At 63.9% G+C, this 13,652-nt stretch carries 11 protein-coding genes and 1 pseudogene; 8 read left to right on the top strand and 4 right to left on the bottom strand.

The annotated features are described in order from the left end of the window. Window positions 1-37: 37 nt before the first annotated feature. Window positions 38-1,054 (top strand): UDP-glucose 4-epimerase GalE, encoded by a 1,017-nt coding sequence (gene galE / locus B0I00_RS16170; RefSeq protein ID WP_100868443.1) that lies wholly within the window; start codon window positions 38-40, stop codon window positions 1,052-1,054. A gap of 1 nt (window position 1,055) precedes the next feature. Here galE and B0I00_RS16165 read toward each other — a convergent pair whose 3' ends face one another. Next, window positions 1,056-1,949: an ROK family protein gene (locus B0I00_RS16165; RefSeq protein ID WP_100868442.1), complete on the bottom strand. Its 894-nt coding sequence runs from the start codon at window positions 1,947-1,949 to the stop codon at window positions 1,056-1,058. 195 nt (window positions 1,950-2,144) lie between these two features. Beyond that, window positions 2,145-4,679, bottom strand: coding sequence for a TonB-dependent receptor (locus B0I00_RS16160; protein WP_100868441.1), 2,535 nt, complete (start codon window positions 4,677-4,679; stop codon window positions 2,145-2,147). A gap of 122 nt (window positions 4,680-4,801) precedes the next feature. Between B0I00_RS16160 and B0I00_RS16155 the strand changes: the two genes are divergently transcribed. Genes B0I00_RS16155 through B0I00_RS16130 form a run of 6 tightly spaced genes read left to right on the top strand, consistent with a single transcriptional unit; the run spans window position 4,802 to window position 12,197 of the window. Continuing rightward, window positions 4,802-5,473 carry a GntR family transcriptional regulator gene (locus B0I00_RS16155; RefSeq protein WP_100868440.1) on the top strand — a complete coding sequence of 224 codons (672 nt, stop codon included), beginning with the start codon at window positions 4,802-4,804 and terminating at the stop codon, window positions 5,471-5,473. Further along, entirely contained in the window at window positions 5,470-6,387 is a 918-nt protein-coding gene (locus B0I00_RS16150) for a hydroxymethylglutaryl-CoA lyase (RefSeq protein ID WP_100868439.1), read from the top strand. The genes B0I00_RS16155 and B0I00_RS16150 overlap by 4 nt, the downstream gene beginning before the upstream one ends. Before the next feature lie 12 nt (window positions 6,388-6,399). Continuing rightward, complete coding sequence (locus B0I00_RS16145) at window positions 6,400-8,448, top strand: hydantoinase/oxoprolinase family protein (protein ID WP_100868438.1); 2,049 nt, start codon at window positions 6,400-6,402, stop codon at window positions 8,446-8,448. Between the two features lie 16 nt (window positions 8,449-8,464). Then, the gene (locus B0I00_RS16140; protein ID WP_100868437.1) at window positions 8,465-10,351 is read left to right on the top strand and encodes a hydantoinase B/oxoprolinase family protein; all 1,887 of its coding nucleotides are present in this window, start codon (window positions 8,465-8,467) and stop codon (window positions 10,349-10,351) included. 5 nt (window positions 10,352-10,356) lie between these two features. After that, window positions 10,357-11,547 carry a CaiB/BaiF CoA transferase family protein gene (locus B0I00_RS16135; RefSeq protein WP_232730319.1) on the top strand — a complete coding sequence of 397 codons (1,191 nt, stop codon included), beginning with the start codon at window positions 10,357-10,359 and terminating at the stop codon, window positions 11,545-11,547. After that, window positions 11,547-12,197, top strand: a complete 651-nt coding sequence (locus B0I00_RS16130; protein ID WP_100868436.1) for an isochorismatase family protein — start codon at window positions 11,547-11,549, stop codon at window positions 12,195-12,197. Before B0I00_RS16135 ends, B0I00_RS16130 begins: the two co-directional genes overlap by 1 nt. 195 nt (window positions 12,198-12,392) lie before the next feature. Here B0I00_RS16130 and B0I00_RS16125 read toward each other — a convergent pair. Next, window positions 12,393-12,557: pseudogene (locus B0I00_RS16125) on the bottom strand (4-hydroxy-2-oxovalerate aldolase); the annotation flags it as partial. Between the two features lie 31 nt (window positions 12,558-12,588). On the opposite strand from B0I00_RS16125, the gene B0I00_RS16120 reads away from it, so the two are divergent. Further along, a complete protein-coding gene (locus tag B0I00_RS16120) occupies window positions 12,589-12,810 on the top strand; it encodes a type 2 periplasmic-binding domain-containing protein (protein WP_232730318.1) in 222 nt (73 codons plus the stop codon). Between the two features lie 229 nt (window positions 12,811-13,039). Here the strand turns inward: B0I00_RS16120 and B0I00_RS16115 are convergent, their stop codons facing one another. Beyond that, window positions 13,040-13,624 carry a response regulator transcription factor gene (locus B0I00_RS16115; RefSeq protein ID WP_269800249.1) on the bottom strand — a complete coding sequence of 195 codons (585 nt, stop codon included), beginning with the start codon at window positions 13,622-13,624 and terminating at the stop codon, window positions 13,040-13,042. Window positions 13,625-13,652: the final 28 nt, after the last annotated feature.

The raw sequence follows: 13,652 nt of genomic DNA, 5'->3' as shown, positions 1-13,652 counted from the left end.
GCGGGCTCGCTGGCCGAACGGGAGGATCAAGGCCAAGATGCGCATCCTGTTGACTGGAGGAACCGGGTTCATCGGCAGCCATACGGCGGTCGCGCTGGTCGCTGCCGGGCATGAGGTCGTGTGCTTCGACAATCTGTCCAACAGCCGGGCCGAAGTCGCCACGCGGCTTGAGGCCATCACCGGTCGGCCAGTCCCGCTTGTCATTGGCGACATACGAAACCGGGCCGACCTGCATTCCGCGCTGACAGAGCACCTCCCGGATGCCGTGATCCATTTCGCCGGGCTCAAGGCCGTTGGTGAATCGGCGGCCCATCCGCGGGTCTATTACGACAACAATTTCGGGGGCACCCTGACCCTGGTTGAAGCGATGGAGGCGTGTTCGGTGAAGAGGCTAGTCTTTTCGTCGAGCGCAACGGTTTATGGACAGCCGCAATACCTCCCGCTCGATGAACAGCATCCTCGGGCGGCAAGCAATCCCTATGGTCGGACGAAGCTGATGATCGAGGACATGCTGTCGGATATCGCGGCGGCCGATCCGACCTGGCGCGTCGCGCTCCTGCGCTATTTCAATCCGGCAGGCGCGCATGACAGCGGCCTGATCGGGGAGGATCCCAGCGGCACGCCCAACAACCTGCTGCCCTACATCACGCGGGTCGCGGCCGGCCGGCTTGGCGAGCTATCGGTTTTCGGCGGCGACTACGACACGGCCGATGGAACTGGCGTGCGCGACTACATCCACGTTATGGACCTAGCTGCCGGCCACCTCGCGGCACTCGAAACCATCGATCAGAGGGCTGGTGGCGTGTCGACCTGGAACCTGGGGACAGGCCGGGGTTTCTCCGTGCTTGGATTGATCAGCACGTTCGAGCGCGTGAACGGTGTCCAGGTGCCTTATAGGATCGTGGGCAGGCGCCCTGGCGACGTCGCATCCTGCTATGCCAGCGTGGCAAAGGCCGAAAACGAGCTGGGATGGCGCGCGGCGTTCGGACTGGAAGAGATGTGCCGATCGGCCGCCCACTTCGAAAACGGCCGCGGGACGTCAGAAGCCCGGTAAACTACGTCAGCGCACTTCGCCCCAGGGCAATGGCACCGATCAGGCCCGATCCGTCCCCCAGTCCGGGCGGAACGATGTACTGTTCAAGGCCTGGATCCAGCCTGGGTGATTGAACATAGCCGGCAAGCCTGGATTCGGTTGCCTTGCGCAGGGCCGGGATCAGGCCCGGCGTCTTGATGACGCCACCACCGAAAATCAGTCGATCGGGCATGTGGAGCAGCACGAGGCTCGTCGCGAGCTGCGCGAGATAGCCTGCGATCAGATCGACCCTGTCTGCGCCGTCGGCAAGCTCCGACAGACTTTGCCCCCAACGTCGCTCGATGGCCGGGCCCGATGCCAGCCCTTCCAGACAGTCGCCATGAAACGGGCACGAGCCCTGGAAGGGATCGCGTGCAAGATCGTGCGGAACCGGAATGTGGCCGCTCTCGAAATGCGAAAAGCCCGCGAGCGAACGGCCGTCGTGCAGCACGCCCGAGCCGATCCCCGTTCCGATAGTGGTATAGGCAAGGGTGCGGCAATCCTGTCCTGCGCCCTGTTGCCATTCGCCTAGCGCCGCGCCGTTGACGTCGGTATCGACCACGATCGGCGCGCCGAACCGGCCGAGGACATCGTGATACCGGGCGCCCGACCAGCCGGGCTTCGGCGTGGTGGTGAACGTGCCGTAGTGCTTGGAGGCCGGGTCGATGTCGATCGGTCCGAAGCTCGCCACGCCGAACGCGTCGATCGCTCCATGGTACGCGCTCGCCTGTTCGAAGAATGCGACGATATCGGGAAAGCATTCGGCAGGAGTGCGCGTCGCGATCCGCGCCTCGGCCAGGACCGCTCCGTCCGTGCGCGCAAGTGCCAGGACGAACTTGGTCCCGCCTGCCTCGATCGCTCCGATCAGCTGTGCCACCGTCTTACCTCGCCCAATCTTCTCGACCCGATTGCACAGCGTTGCTCAGGAATGCAATCCTTTGCACACGTATTTAGTCGAAACGCCGCGTCGGTGCTGCGACTCCAGGCGAACAGTTTGCCGCGCCTGCACGATGCCGACGCGCTCCAGTCGAACGCGGCATGGATTCCTGCGATGACCGCGAGCGCTAGGCGCTTAGAACTTCGCCGAAGCCTCGACACCGAACAGTCGGCGAGCGCCAGGAGAAATGAACGATCCGCCGAACTCGATCGCCGGGATCACTTCGGCCAGATACTTGCGATCCATCATGTTGTTGGCGAATGCCGCGATCGAGAACCGGTCGGTCTGAATCCCGGCGCGCAGATTGAGTACGCCGAAGGCTTCGCGCCGCGACTGGCAGTAGTTGGCATCGCCCACGAAGCCGGGCAGCGCCAGTGCCGAGATCGGCAGGAGGCCCGAAAAGAGCGAGGGCCTTGTCTGGCACTGCACCGTGCTGAACCACGTCGGTCCGGTGACGCGGTAATCGGCCCGCACCAGAAGCTTCGTCGCTTCGCTGAGCGGTGCGGTGATCTCGGTTCCCAGGTTGATGGTGTAGTCGGCGGTATAAGGCGACTTGTTGCCGATGGTGTAGGGGCGCGAGGCATTTTTCTTGATCTCGCTGTCGGTCAGGTTGCCCGAGGCGAAGAACCGCCAGCCGTCGATCACCTTGAGGCCAAGGTTGAGCTCGGCGCCCTTGATATCGACCTGGTCGATGTTGGAGACCACGCGCAGCAGACCGAAACCACCGACGAAGAATTCGAAGAACTGCATGTCGGTAACGCGGGTGTAGTACCCGGCGAGATCGAAAGTCAGTCGGTCTTCAAACACGCTGCCCTTCATGCCCACCTCGAACGCGCTCGATTTCTCCTTGCGGTACTGATCCTGGACGGACACGCCCGCATTGATAGTGCCCAGGGTGACCCCGTCGTTGAAGTTCTGATTGATCAGCGCGGCCGAGCCCTGGTTGTTGAACCCGCCCGATTTGAACCCGATGCCCCAGGCGGCATAGAGGTTGAAGGTGTTGGACGGACGCCAGCTCAACGATACCTTGGGTTGGAGTTGGTCATAGGTGCCCGACTGCGGGACCAGCGGCCCGAAGGCCTGGCCCGGATTGATCGGTCCGCCGGTAAACGGATCGCTTGCCGTCGGCACGAGCGAACTCGATGTGCGATGCTCGCTGTCGTAGCGCAGGGCGAGCCCGACGCTGAACTGTTCGACCGGCTTCCAGTCGACCGAACCGAAGGCGGCATAGACGTTGGTGTTGAAATCGTCGGCCAGCAGCAGCGAGGTCGGGTTGACGGTATCGGGAGCATTGTAGAGCTGCTTGATCACGCCCTGACCCTCGTCCGCGCCCAGGCTGACGCCGACCGTGCGGTCGATGTGAAGGTAGTACGCACCAAGCTGCCAGTTGAACGGGCCGTTGCCGCTGGACGCCAGGCGCACTTCGCCGCTGATGTCCTTCTGGTTGCGGAGTTGGTACTGGATGCCGTCGCAGGTCGTAGGGCTGTAGGGTCCGAAGGTCGAGCCGCTCGCTGGCGCAAAGATGAAGGGCACGGGGATCGCGCCGATGAAGCCCGGCTGGTTGACCGGATATCCGGTGAGCGCAGCGGTGGAGGCGAAGCAGGCGTCGACCGACGATTGCGCCGCCGGATTCGCCGCGCTGATGTAGCGCGCGAAATCGGCCGAGGTGCCGTCAGCCACAAGGTCCTGCTTGATATCGGAAAAGAGCGCCCAGGCGGTCAGCTTCATCCCCCCGAAGTCATGCTCAAGCTTGGCCGATACGTCGAAGCTCGTCTGGTCGTTGGTAGGGCGGACGTTGCTGTAGAAGTTGAACGGATGGCGGTTGACGTCCTCGTAGAAGGCTGGGTTGACGCCCGCGAACAGCGGCAGCGCGAAGGCCGCGTTGAACGGCAGCGAGGCGCCGTGGTGTTCGCCATAGCGTGCCTTGAGGTCGAGCATTGTGTCGCTGTTCATGCCAAGAATGACCCGGCCATCGACCGACCAGCGCCGGTAGTCGTCGACCACGCTGGCGTCATCGAGGAACGCGTTCTTGTAGAAACCGTCGCTGCGATCATAGCTGCCCGACAGGACGAAGCCCGATCCGGGCATCAGCGGCCCGGCAAGATAGGCCGACCCGCCCCAGGTGTCGTGTTCGCCATAGGACGCCTTGACCCCGCCCGACAGCATATCCGTGGGTTTGAGCGTCTGGACAACAATTGCGCCGGCCGCGGCGTTGCGGCCATAGATCGCGCCTTGCGGTCCTTTCAAGATTTCGACCTGGCGCAAAGTGCCCTGATCCTGGTTCAACTGCGCGGTATTGGTCTTGAGAATACCGTCGACCACCAGCGCGACCGAGCTTTCTGCATCGCGCGCCCCGTTCATGCCACGGATGTTGATCTGCGTGTCGCCGGCTTCCGCCGTGCCGGTCACGATGGTTACCCCGGGGGTAAGCTGGACGAAATCTTCTGCGCGCGTTGCCCCGGTCCGTTCGAGCGCCGCCGAGGTCAACACCGCCACCGAAGCGGGAACGTCCTGCAAACGCTCGTTCTGGCGGCGCGCCGTGACGATGATTGCCCCTTCATCGCCATCGGTGGGGGTCGCGGCGCCGCTCGTTCCGTCCTGCGCCAGGGCGGGAGTCGCTATGACAAGGCCGGCGATCGAGGCTGATACCATCCAGTACGTGGCGCGCATTCTGGTGACTCCCTGTTGAGTGCAGGGCCGCGAAAAAAATATGCCCTCACAACCTTCGCGGCTTGCTAGGTGCCCACCTTATTGTATACAAATGGTTCAGGTCAAGCAGTTTGGGAGCGCCCATGTCACGCGCGAGTGATCGTGCCTACTCCGGAATCCGCAGCATGATCCTGTCGGGCGAACTGCCCGCCGGATCGCAGATCGGGGAAGAGGCGCTGGCCGAACGTTGCGGCGTGTCCCGCACGCCTGTGCGCGATGCCCTGCGCCGCCTGGAAAGCGAGCTGCTGGTAAAGCGGAACGAGGCGCAGCGCAGCTTCGTTGCGGACTGGTCGCTGGACGATATTGCCGATGGGTTCGAGCTTCGCGCCATGCTTGAAGGTCACGCCGCACGCCGCGCTGCCGAGCGGATCGACGATGAGACGCTACAGCGACTCCGGCGCTGCAATATCGAGATCCTCGCGGCCATTCAGACCAACCCGCCCGACGTTACCGGTTTTCTGGATGGCAACCGCGAGTTTCACGCGGTCATCCTCGAAGCCGCAAAGTCGCCCCGGCTGGCGGCTATGCTCGGGGCGCTGATCGAGCAGCCGGTGGTGTGGCGCACCGCTCAGCAGTACGGTCGGGAAGCCTTGCGCCGGTCGCACGGGGAGCATGAAGAGTTGCTGGCCGCGTTTGCCCGCCACGACGGGGATTGGGCGCAGTCCGTGATGACTTCGCACATTCGCCGTGCCTTTCACGCTTACGCCGACGCCCATCAGGGTCTGGCCGCCATCGACGCGGGAAGTGGTTCATGACTGATTTGTATACATCCAAAGTGGAAATGGTCGAGGTCTCGCCGCGCGACGGATTGCAGAACGAGAAGCGCGAGATCGCGACCGCTGACAAGCTCGAACTGATCGGCCGCGCCATTGCGGCGGGATCGCGGCGTATCGAGGTGACCAGCTTCGTCAATCCGCGCGCGGTGCCGCAGATGGCCGATGCCGAAGCGGTCTGCGCCGGCCTGCCCGAACGGAACGAAGTGACCTATATCGGTCTCGTCATGAACCAGCGCGGCGCCGACCGCGCGCTGGCGACCGGACGGATCGACCAACTGGGCGCCGTGGCGGTCGCGACCGACACCTTCGCCATGGCGAACCAGGGCCAGACCAGCGACGGATCGGTCGAAGCAGCAAAGGCGATCATCACAGCCGCGCGCAAAGCGGGCCGCACCGGCCAGGTTACCATCGCCGCGAGCTTCGGCTGCCCCTTCGAGGGCGAGGTGGATGAGGCTCGCGTGGTGGCCATGGCCAGCGCGATCGCCGCGGCAGGGCCGGTCGAGATCGGCCTTGCCGACACCATCGGCGTGGCCAATCCCGCCCATGTCGCGCGGCTGGTCGCGCAGGTGCGCGATGCCGTCGCGCCGCTGCCGGTGCGGGTTCATTTCCACAACACCCGCGGAACTGGTCTAGCCAACGTCTGGGCGGCGCTGGGAGCCGGTGCGACCATCGTTGATGCCGCGATCGGCGGGCTCGGCGGCTGTCCCTTCGCTCCGGGAGCCGCCGGAAATGTCGCGACCGAGGACGTCACCTACATGCTCGAGCGGGCGGGGATCGCAACCGGCCTTGATCTTTCGCGACTAGTTGAGACCAACCACTGGCTGGCCGGCGTGATGGATCGGCGCCTTCCGGCCATGGTTGCCCACACCCCCGCCTTTCCCGCCAGCGCTTAGGAGACTTTAGACATGCGATATCGCCTTGGCGTCGACGTTGGCGGGACCTTCACCGACCTCCTGCTGTTCGACACCGACAGCAGCGCGTTTTGGCGGCATAAGACGCCTTCGACGCCGCACGACAGTTCCGAAGGGATCCTGAACGGAGTCACGGCGATCTGCGCCGAGGCGGGCATTGCGCCAAACGCGATCGACACGTTCCTGCATGGCACGACCGTTGCCACGAATGCCGTTCTGGAGGGCAAGGGCGCGCGAGTGGGCCTGGTCACGACCGAAGGCTACCGCCACATCATGCAGATCGCACGCAGCTTCGTGCCTGGCGGTCTGGCGGCCTGGATCATCTGGCCGAAGCCGACGCCGCTCGCTGCGCTGGAAGATACCGTCACGATCAAGGGCCGGATGAATGCCAAAGGCGAGGAAGTGCGCCCGCTAGACGAAAACGACGTGCGCACCCAACTCGGCGTTCTCAAGGCCCAGGGCGTCGAGGCGGTGACCGTCAGTCTCATAAATGCCTATGCGAGCGGCACGCACGAGGCGCGCGTGGGCCAGATTGCCGCCGATGTGCTGCCTGGCATTCCGGTGTCGCTTAGCCACGAGGTCCTGCCCGAAATGCAGGAATACGAACGGACCCTGACCACCGTGGCCAACGCCGCCGTACGCCCGGTGGTGGGAAAGTACGTGTCGAACTTGCGCGCCAAGCTAGCCGACGCCGGCATGGCGGGCAAACTGTCGCTGCTTCGCTCCGACGGCGGGCTGATGAGTGCGCTCAAGGCCGAAGAGCACCCGGTCAACATCCTGATGTCGGGCCCGGCTGGTGGGGTCACCGGCGCGCTTTGGGTCGGCCGCAACGCGGGCATCCGCAACATCCTGACCCTCGACGTGGGTGGCACCAGCACCGATGTGGCCCTGATCGAGAACCTCGAGCCGCGGCGCCAGCGCACCACCGAAGTCGGCCACCTGTCGGTTCGCGCGTCGGCACTGGACGTCAAGACGGTCGGCGCGGGTGGCGGCTCGATCGCCTATGTGCCGGACCTGACCAAGGCGCTGCGAGTCGGACCACAGTCCGCGGGCGCGGTGCCCGGCCCCGTGGCCTACGGCAAGGGCGGCGAGGCGCCGACGGTGACCGACGCCAACGTGGTGCTTGGCTATCTGCCCGAGAACCTCCTTGGCGGCAGCTTCCGGCTCGATCGCAAGGGTGCGAGGAAGGCCGTGCAGACGATCGCCGATGCGCTTGGAATCGACCTGATGGCGGCGGCGCGCGGGATCATCGACATCGTCAACGAAAACATGTTCGGCGCGCTGCGCATGATCTCGGTCCAGCAGGGCTACGATCCGCGGCACTTCGCGTTGATGGGGTTCGGCGGGGCGGGGCCGCTGCACGTCAACGCGGTCGCGCGGCTGATGGGATCCTGGCCGGCGATCTCCCCGGTCAGCCCCGGCGTACTCTGTGCGCTGGGCGATGCGACTACGCGGATGCGGACCGAAACCGCGCGCAGTTTCTCGCGACTTGCCTCGACAACCGAAGCCGGGGAACTGCTCGTCATTCTCGATGAGATGGCTGCCCAGACGCGCGCCGAACTGTTGTCCGACGGCGTGCCGGACGGCGATATATCCAGCGAATTCGAAGTGGACGTGCGCTACTCCGGACAAGCCTTCGAAGTGCCCCTGACGATCACCGCAGACCAGCTGCGCGCCGACGGTGTGGAGGGCATCCTGAAGCGCTTCGACGAGGAGCACCACCGGCTCTTCACCTTCAACATGGATACCCCCCACGAAATCGTGAACCTCCGCGCGGTGGCGCTGGGTCGCTCGCTCGACTTGCCGGCCGCCGAACTGCCCAGAGGCGATGGCAACCCCATCGCAGCCAAGATGCGCGACCATACGTTGTGGATGGACGGGCGCGAACAGGCGGCGACGATCTACGACCGTACCAAGCTGCGCCAGGGTGATGTCATCCGCGGCCCCGCGATCGTCGTCGAAATGGATTCTACCACGCTGATCGAAAGCGGCTGCGTCGCCACGGTCGACGCCGTCGGCAACATCCTCATCAACCTGGCCTGAAGCGGAGACGAGAGACATGCCTGCTACCATCGTCGAAACCAGACCCGCTCCCTTCGCGAAGATCGCGATTGATCCGGTCACCCTCGACATCATCGAGAACGCGCTACGCAACGCACGGATCGAAATGGACGCCACTCTCGTGCGCACCGCCATGTCGCCTGGCATTCGGGAACAGGGCGATGCCTTTCCGCTGATCGCCGATCACACGGGCAAAATGATCGTCGGCCAGTTCGGCAGCTTTATTGGCGGCTTTCTGCAAAGCTTCGACGGGACGCTGGAAGACGGCGACATGATTTTTCTGTCGGATCCCTATTCCTGCGAAGGCGCGATCAGCCATTCGAACGACTGGCTGGTGCTGCTCCCGGTGTTCAAGGACGGGCGACTTTTGGCCTTTACCGCCATGTTCGGCCACCAGAGCGACATTGGCGGCAAGGTCGTCGGATCGATGCCGATCAACGCGCGTTCGATCTTCGAGGAAGGGGTGAGGATCCCGCCGGTCAAGATCTGGAAGAAGGGCGAATACAACGCGGACCTGATCAAGCTGGTCATGCACCAGACGCGCAAGCCCGACTGGTGCCAGGCCGACCTCAACGCGCTGATCGCTTCGTGCCGGGTCGCGGCGCGACGGGTGATCGAGATGGCCGAGCGTTTCGGCGACGACGTCTACGTTTCGGCAACGCAGGAGCTGCTGGCCCGCAACCACCGCGCCATGGCTGCGCTGATTGGCCTGGCCATAGCCGAGGAACCCGTCAGTTTCGAAGATTACATCTGCGACGATGGGGTCGGTTACGGCCCTTACAAGATCCGCTGCACGATGTGGCGCGAAGGCGAGAAAGTCGTGCTCGATTTCGCCGGGACCGATCCGCAGAGCGCTGCCTCGATCAACTTCTATCTCAATGAGAACATGTTCAAGATGTTCTTCGGCATCTACATGATCATGGTCTTCGACCCGCAAATCCTGTTCAATGACGGGTTCTACGACCTGATCGATGTGCGGATCCCCGAAGGGTCGCTGCTCAAGCCGAAATTTCCCGCGGCGCTTTCGGGCCGCACTCATGCGCTGGGTCGGATTTTCGACATCCTCGGCGGCCTGCTGGGCCAGAAGACGCCCGAGTTTCTCAACGCAGCAGGCTTCAGTTCCTCACCGCACCTGTTCTATTCGGGCAACGACACGCGGCCGGGCAAGAACGGGGAATGGTTCCAGCTGTTCCAGATCGGCTTCGGCGGCATTCCCGGGCGGCCGCTGGGTGACGGTCCCGACGGCCATTCGCTGTGGCCAGGCTTCACCAATGTGCCGAACGAGTTCCTCGAACGTTATTTCCCGATGCTGATCGAGCGCTACGAGACCGAGCCCGACAGCGGCGGCGCGGGGCTGCACCGCGGCGGCAACGGCATACACATGACATACCGCTTTCTCGCTCCCGGCACGATCTCGATCCACGACGATCGCTGGTTTGTGCCGCCGTGGGGGGTCAACGGCGGCCTGCCCGGCCAGCGCGCCCGAAAGGTGCTGGAAAAGCCCGATGGAACGCAGCACATCGTCGGCAACAAGGTCGAGGATGTCGCGGTGGAGATCGGCGATCAGTTGCACTTCATCACCTGGGGCGGCGGCGGCTGGGGCGACCCTCTGGCTCGCGATCCGGCGCTCGTCGGCAAGGAAATCACCCATGGCCTCGTCACACCAGCGGGCGCGCGCGCCTATGGCGTCGTGGCGGACGAACGCGGTGTGATCGACGCGGACGCAACCGAGACGCTACGCGCCGAGATGCGCGCCGGCCGGGGCGAGCTCAAGCTGTTCGACTATGGGCCATCGATCGATGACCTGCGCGTCCGCAGCACGTCCGAGACCGGTCTGCCTGCCCCGATCCAGCCGGTCTGGGCTTGGGCCCAAGCAGCGGAGTAGGCGGCGTGGAGAACAGGGGACCCCTGGCCGACATCCGCGTGATCGAACTGGGTCAGCTGCTGGCCGGTCCGTTCTGCGGTCAGTTGCTGGGCGACATGGGCGCCGACGTCATCAAGGTCGAGCCGCCGGGTGCGGGCGATCCAATGCGCGAATGGGGTCAAGGCGAGGTCAAGGTGCAGTGGGAGGTCGTCGCGCGCAACAAGCGCTCGGTTTCGGCCAACATGCGCGTACCCGAAGGCCAGGCGCTGGTGCGCCAACTGATCCGACATGCTGACGTATTGATCGAGAACTTCAAGCCCGGCACGATGGAGAAGTGGGGCCTTGATCCCGCCCGGCTACTGGAAGAGCAACCTGGCCTGATCATTGCGCGGATGAGCGGCTATGGCCAGACGGGGCCTTATTCACAGCGGCCCGGCTTTGGCGGAATCGGTGAGGCGATGGGCGGCTGGCGCTACATCGTGGGCGAACCGGACCGTGCGCCCAGCCGCATGGGCGTGTCGATCGGAGATACCTTGACCGCGACCTTCGGCTGCACGGGCGTGCTGGCTGCGCTACACCACCGCGACCGCACCGGCCAGGGCCAGGTAATCGACGCTGCGCTCTACGAAAGCGTGCTACAGGTCATGGAAGGGCTCGTCCCCGAATACGACCATAACGACTTCATTCGCGAGCGGTCTGGTTCGATCCTGCCGGGGATTGCGCCGTCCAACGTCTACATCTGCAAGGACGGCGAATACATGATCGGGGCTAACAAGGACTCGCTGTGGAAGCGTCTGTCGAGCGCCATGGGCCGACCAGAACTGGCCGACGATCCGCGCTATGCAACGCATCTGGCGCGCGGGGCAAATCAATCGGAATTGGACGCGCTGATCAGCGCTTGGACCGCAACACTGACGGTCGACGATGTCGATGCCTTGATGACCGAGCATTCTATCCCCGGGGGGCGCGTCTATCGTGCGCCCGAGATGTTGGCCGATCCGCACTTCAAGGCGCGCGAGGCGATCATCGAGGTAGAGACTCAGCGGTTCGGTCCGCTCAAGATGCAGGGAGCTTTTCCCAAGCTGTCGGTCACGCCCGGTTCGGTGCGGCGCCCGGCTCCGGCGATCCCGGGCCAACACAACGCCGAAGTGTATGGCGAACTGCTTGGCCTTGATGCGGCCGAGCTGGAGCGGCTTGCGGCCAGCGGGACCATCTGATGGCCGGGGATCGGTCCGACCTTACCGAAAATTACCGGGTGTTCAACGCGCACCTGCCGGCTCCCAAGCGCCCCGCTCTGCTGATCATCGACGTTGCGATGGCCTATCTCGATCCCGCTTCTCCGCTATACGCCGGTGTCGAGGGCGCGCTGTCCAGCTGCAAGCGGCTCGTTGCCGCCGCGCGCGAGGCAGGGGTGCCGGTGATTTTCACCAATGTCGAGTACGAACCCGGTGGCTTGGATGGCGGCGTGTTCTACCGCAAGATTCCCGTGCTCAGGGTGTTTGACCGCGGTTCGCCACTGGGCGCCTTTCCTCCCAGCCTGCTTCCGAAAGAAGGGGAGTTGGTCATTACGAAGCAATACGCATCGGCGTTCTTCGGCACGCAACTCGCGGCCAACTTGAACGCCATGGGCATCGACGGACTTCTCATCGGCGGCTTCTCGACCTCCGGCTGCGTGCGAGCGACCACAGTCGATGCCTGTCAGAACGGCTTCCTGCCATTCGTCGTGTCCGACGCGTGCGGCGACCGGCACGAAGAACCGCACAGGGCCAACCTGTTCGACATGCAGGCCAAATACGCTGAAGTCGTCGACGGAGAGACCGCCTTGTCCATCATTGCCGCGACGCGCCGTCGCGAAATGACAGCTTAACAAGGCAAAGGGCACCGAGCACGTCCGGCAAAATTCCGTTCCGACCTTTTACTGGGATTGCCCCGGCAAAGGCGTTGATGAGACGCGTAGTTGCCCGAAGGTAACTATAGGAAAAGCGGGGCAGGGGACACCGGCACCGGATGCCCCCTGAAAATCCAAGCCAAGCCGCCGGGCCCATTCGTCAGGCTCAACTCTTCATCCGCGGTCACTCGGCTCGTGGTGAGCAACGGAACTTGGGGAACGGATTGGCTGCATGTCCAGTGCGACGTCGACAATCATGTCCTCCTGGCCGCCGACCATCTTTCTGCGGCCCAGTTCCACGAGTATCGAGCGGGTGTCGATGCCGTAGTCGGCGCTGGAGCCGCGCGACTTCGACGGCCAGCCGCTGATCATGTATTCGCGGCAGGGCGCGGGATATTTCTACCACATTCTGCTGCGCCTGTTCGATGAAGCAGGCGTGACACCCCAATACGTGCAGCACGTGACGCAGATCCATTCGATGCTCGGGCTGGTTCGGGCCGGGCTGGCCGCCGGGAGAACCGCGCTCCTTTGGCGTGACACTGCGCGGGCGTGCGCTGCAAGGTGCGCGCCTTTCTCTTTGGCGATTGTATAGATTGCAAACACGCTAGTTGGCGCGCGGTTTGCCGCCTAGCCATTTCGGCGGGTGCAGGTGCAATGAGAGCATCGCGGCTGGTAAACCAAGAATGGTGAACGCGAAAAATAGGAGCACGCCCCAACCACCTTCCCTGTAGCCGGGTCTCAGCAGCCCAACCAACACGCAAGCAAGGGCACCGGCGGTCGTCGCCCAGCGGATCATTTCCAGTCTGCGACGTGACATTTCCTTACTCCGGCTTCTCCGGCGCTGGCTTGGCCTTCGCGATCTTCTTCAACCGCTCATCCCAGCGCACCTCGTCCGCGTCCGCTTCGTGCTCGCCGGCGGCTTGCTTGAACTTGTCGAGTTGGGTGGTTTTGGCGGCGGTCATATGCCCTCCAATCGGCTTTGTTCGGCTTCTGGCGAAACGATCTTGAGTTCGTACTAGAACGGCCCGCTCCCGCCGTCGCAAATCGATCGGCCGGCCGTTGACGGTCACAGTTCCGTGCGCCGGATCCATCCGCATCGAACCGATTTCGATAACCGGCGAGGCCTCACCGGAAGCGCGGCGCAACAGCGCGCGGATACGCGCCTCAAGCTCGATGTGTTCGAATGGCTTGAGCAGATAGTCGTCGGCGCCTTCGTCGAGGCCGACAACCCGGTCCTCGAGAGCGTCGCGCGCGGTCAGCACGAGAACTGGGGTCCGGGCACCTCTTCGCCGCAGGCGGCGCAAGACCTCAAAGCCGGAGATGTCGGGCAGGACCAGATCTAGAATGATCAGCGCGAACGGTTCAAGCTCGGCCATCATCAACCTGCTTTCACCATCTTCAGCGATATCGACACTTTACCCGGCGTTGCTCAGG

This window comes from Novosphingobium kunmingense, from assembly GCF_002813245.1.
Lineage (GTDB): Bacteria > Pseudomonadota > Alphaproteobacteria > Sphingomonadales > Sphingomonadaceae > Novosphingobium > Novosphingobium kunmingense.
The sequence above is the reverse complement of the archived record's forward strand: the minus strand, read 5'-3'. Positions and strand labels throughout refer to the sequence as shown.

Bases quoted from the DNA above. Each gene is read 5' to 3' on its own strand.
- galE (WP_100868443.1), top strand. From the start codon at position 38: ATGCGCATCCTGTTGACTGGAGGAACCGGGTTCATCGGCAGCCATACG.
- B0I00_RS16145 (WP_100868438.1), top strand. From the start codon at position 6,400: ATGCGATATCGCCTTGGCGTCGACGTTGGCGGGACCTTCACCGACCTC.
- B0I00_RS16160 (WP_100868441.1), bottom strand. From the start codon at position 4,679: ATGCGCGCCACGTACTGGATGGTATCAGCCTCGATCGCCGGCCTTGTC.
- B0I00_RS16120 (WP_232730318.1), top strand. From the start codon at position 12,589: ATGTATTCGCGGCAGGGCGCGGGATATTTCTACCACATTCTGCTGCGC.
- B0I00_RS16140 (WP_100868437.1), top strand. From the start codon at position 8,465: ATGCCTGCTACCATCGTCGAAACCAGACCCGCTCCCTTCGCGAAGATC.
- B0I00_RS16150 (WP_100868439.1), top strand. From the start codon at position 5,470: ATGACTGATTTGTATACATCCAAAGTGGAAATGGTCGAGGTCTCGCCG.
- B0I00_RS16155 (WP_100868440.1), top strand. From the start codon at position 4,802: ATGTCACGCGCGAGTGATCGTGCCTACTCCGGAATCCGCAGCATGATC.
- B0I00_RS16130 (WP_100868436.1), top strand. From the start codon at position 11,547: ATGGCCGGGGATCGGTCCGACCTTACCGAAAATTACCGGGTGTTCAAC.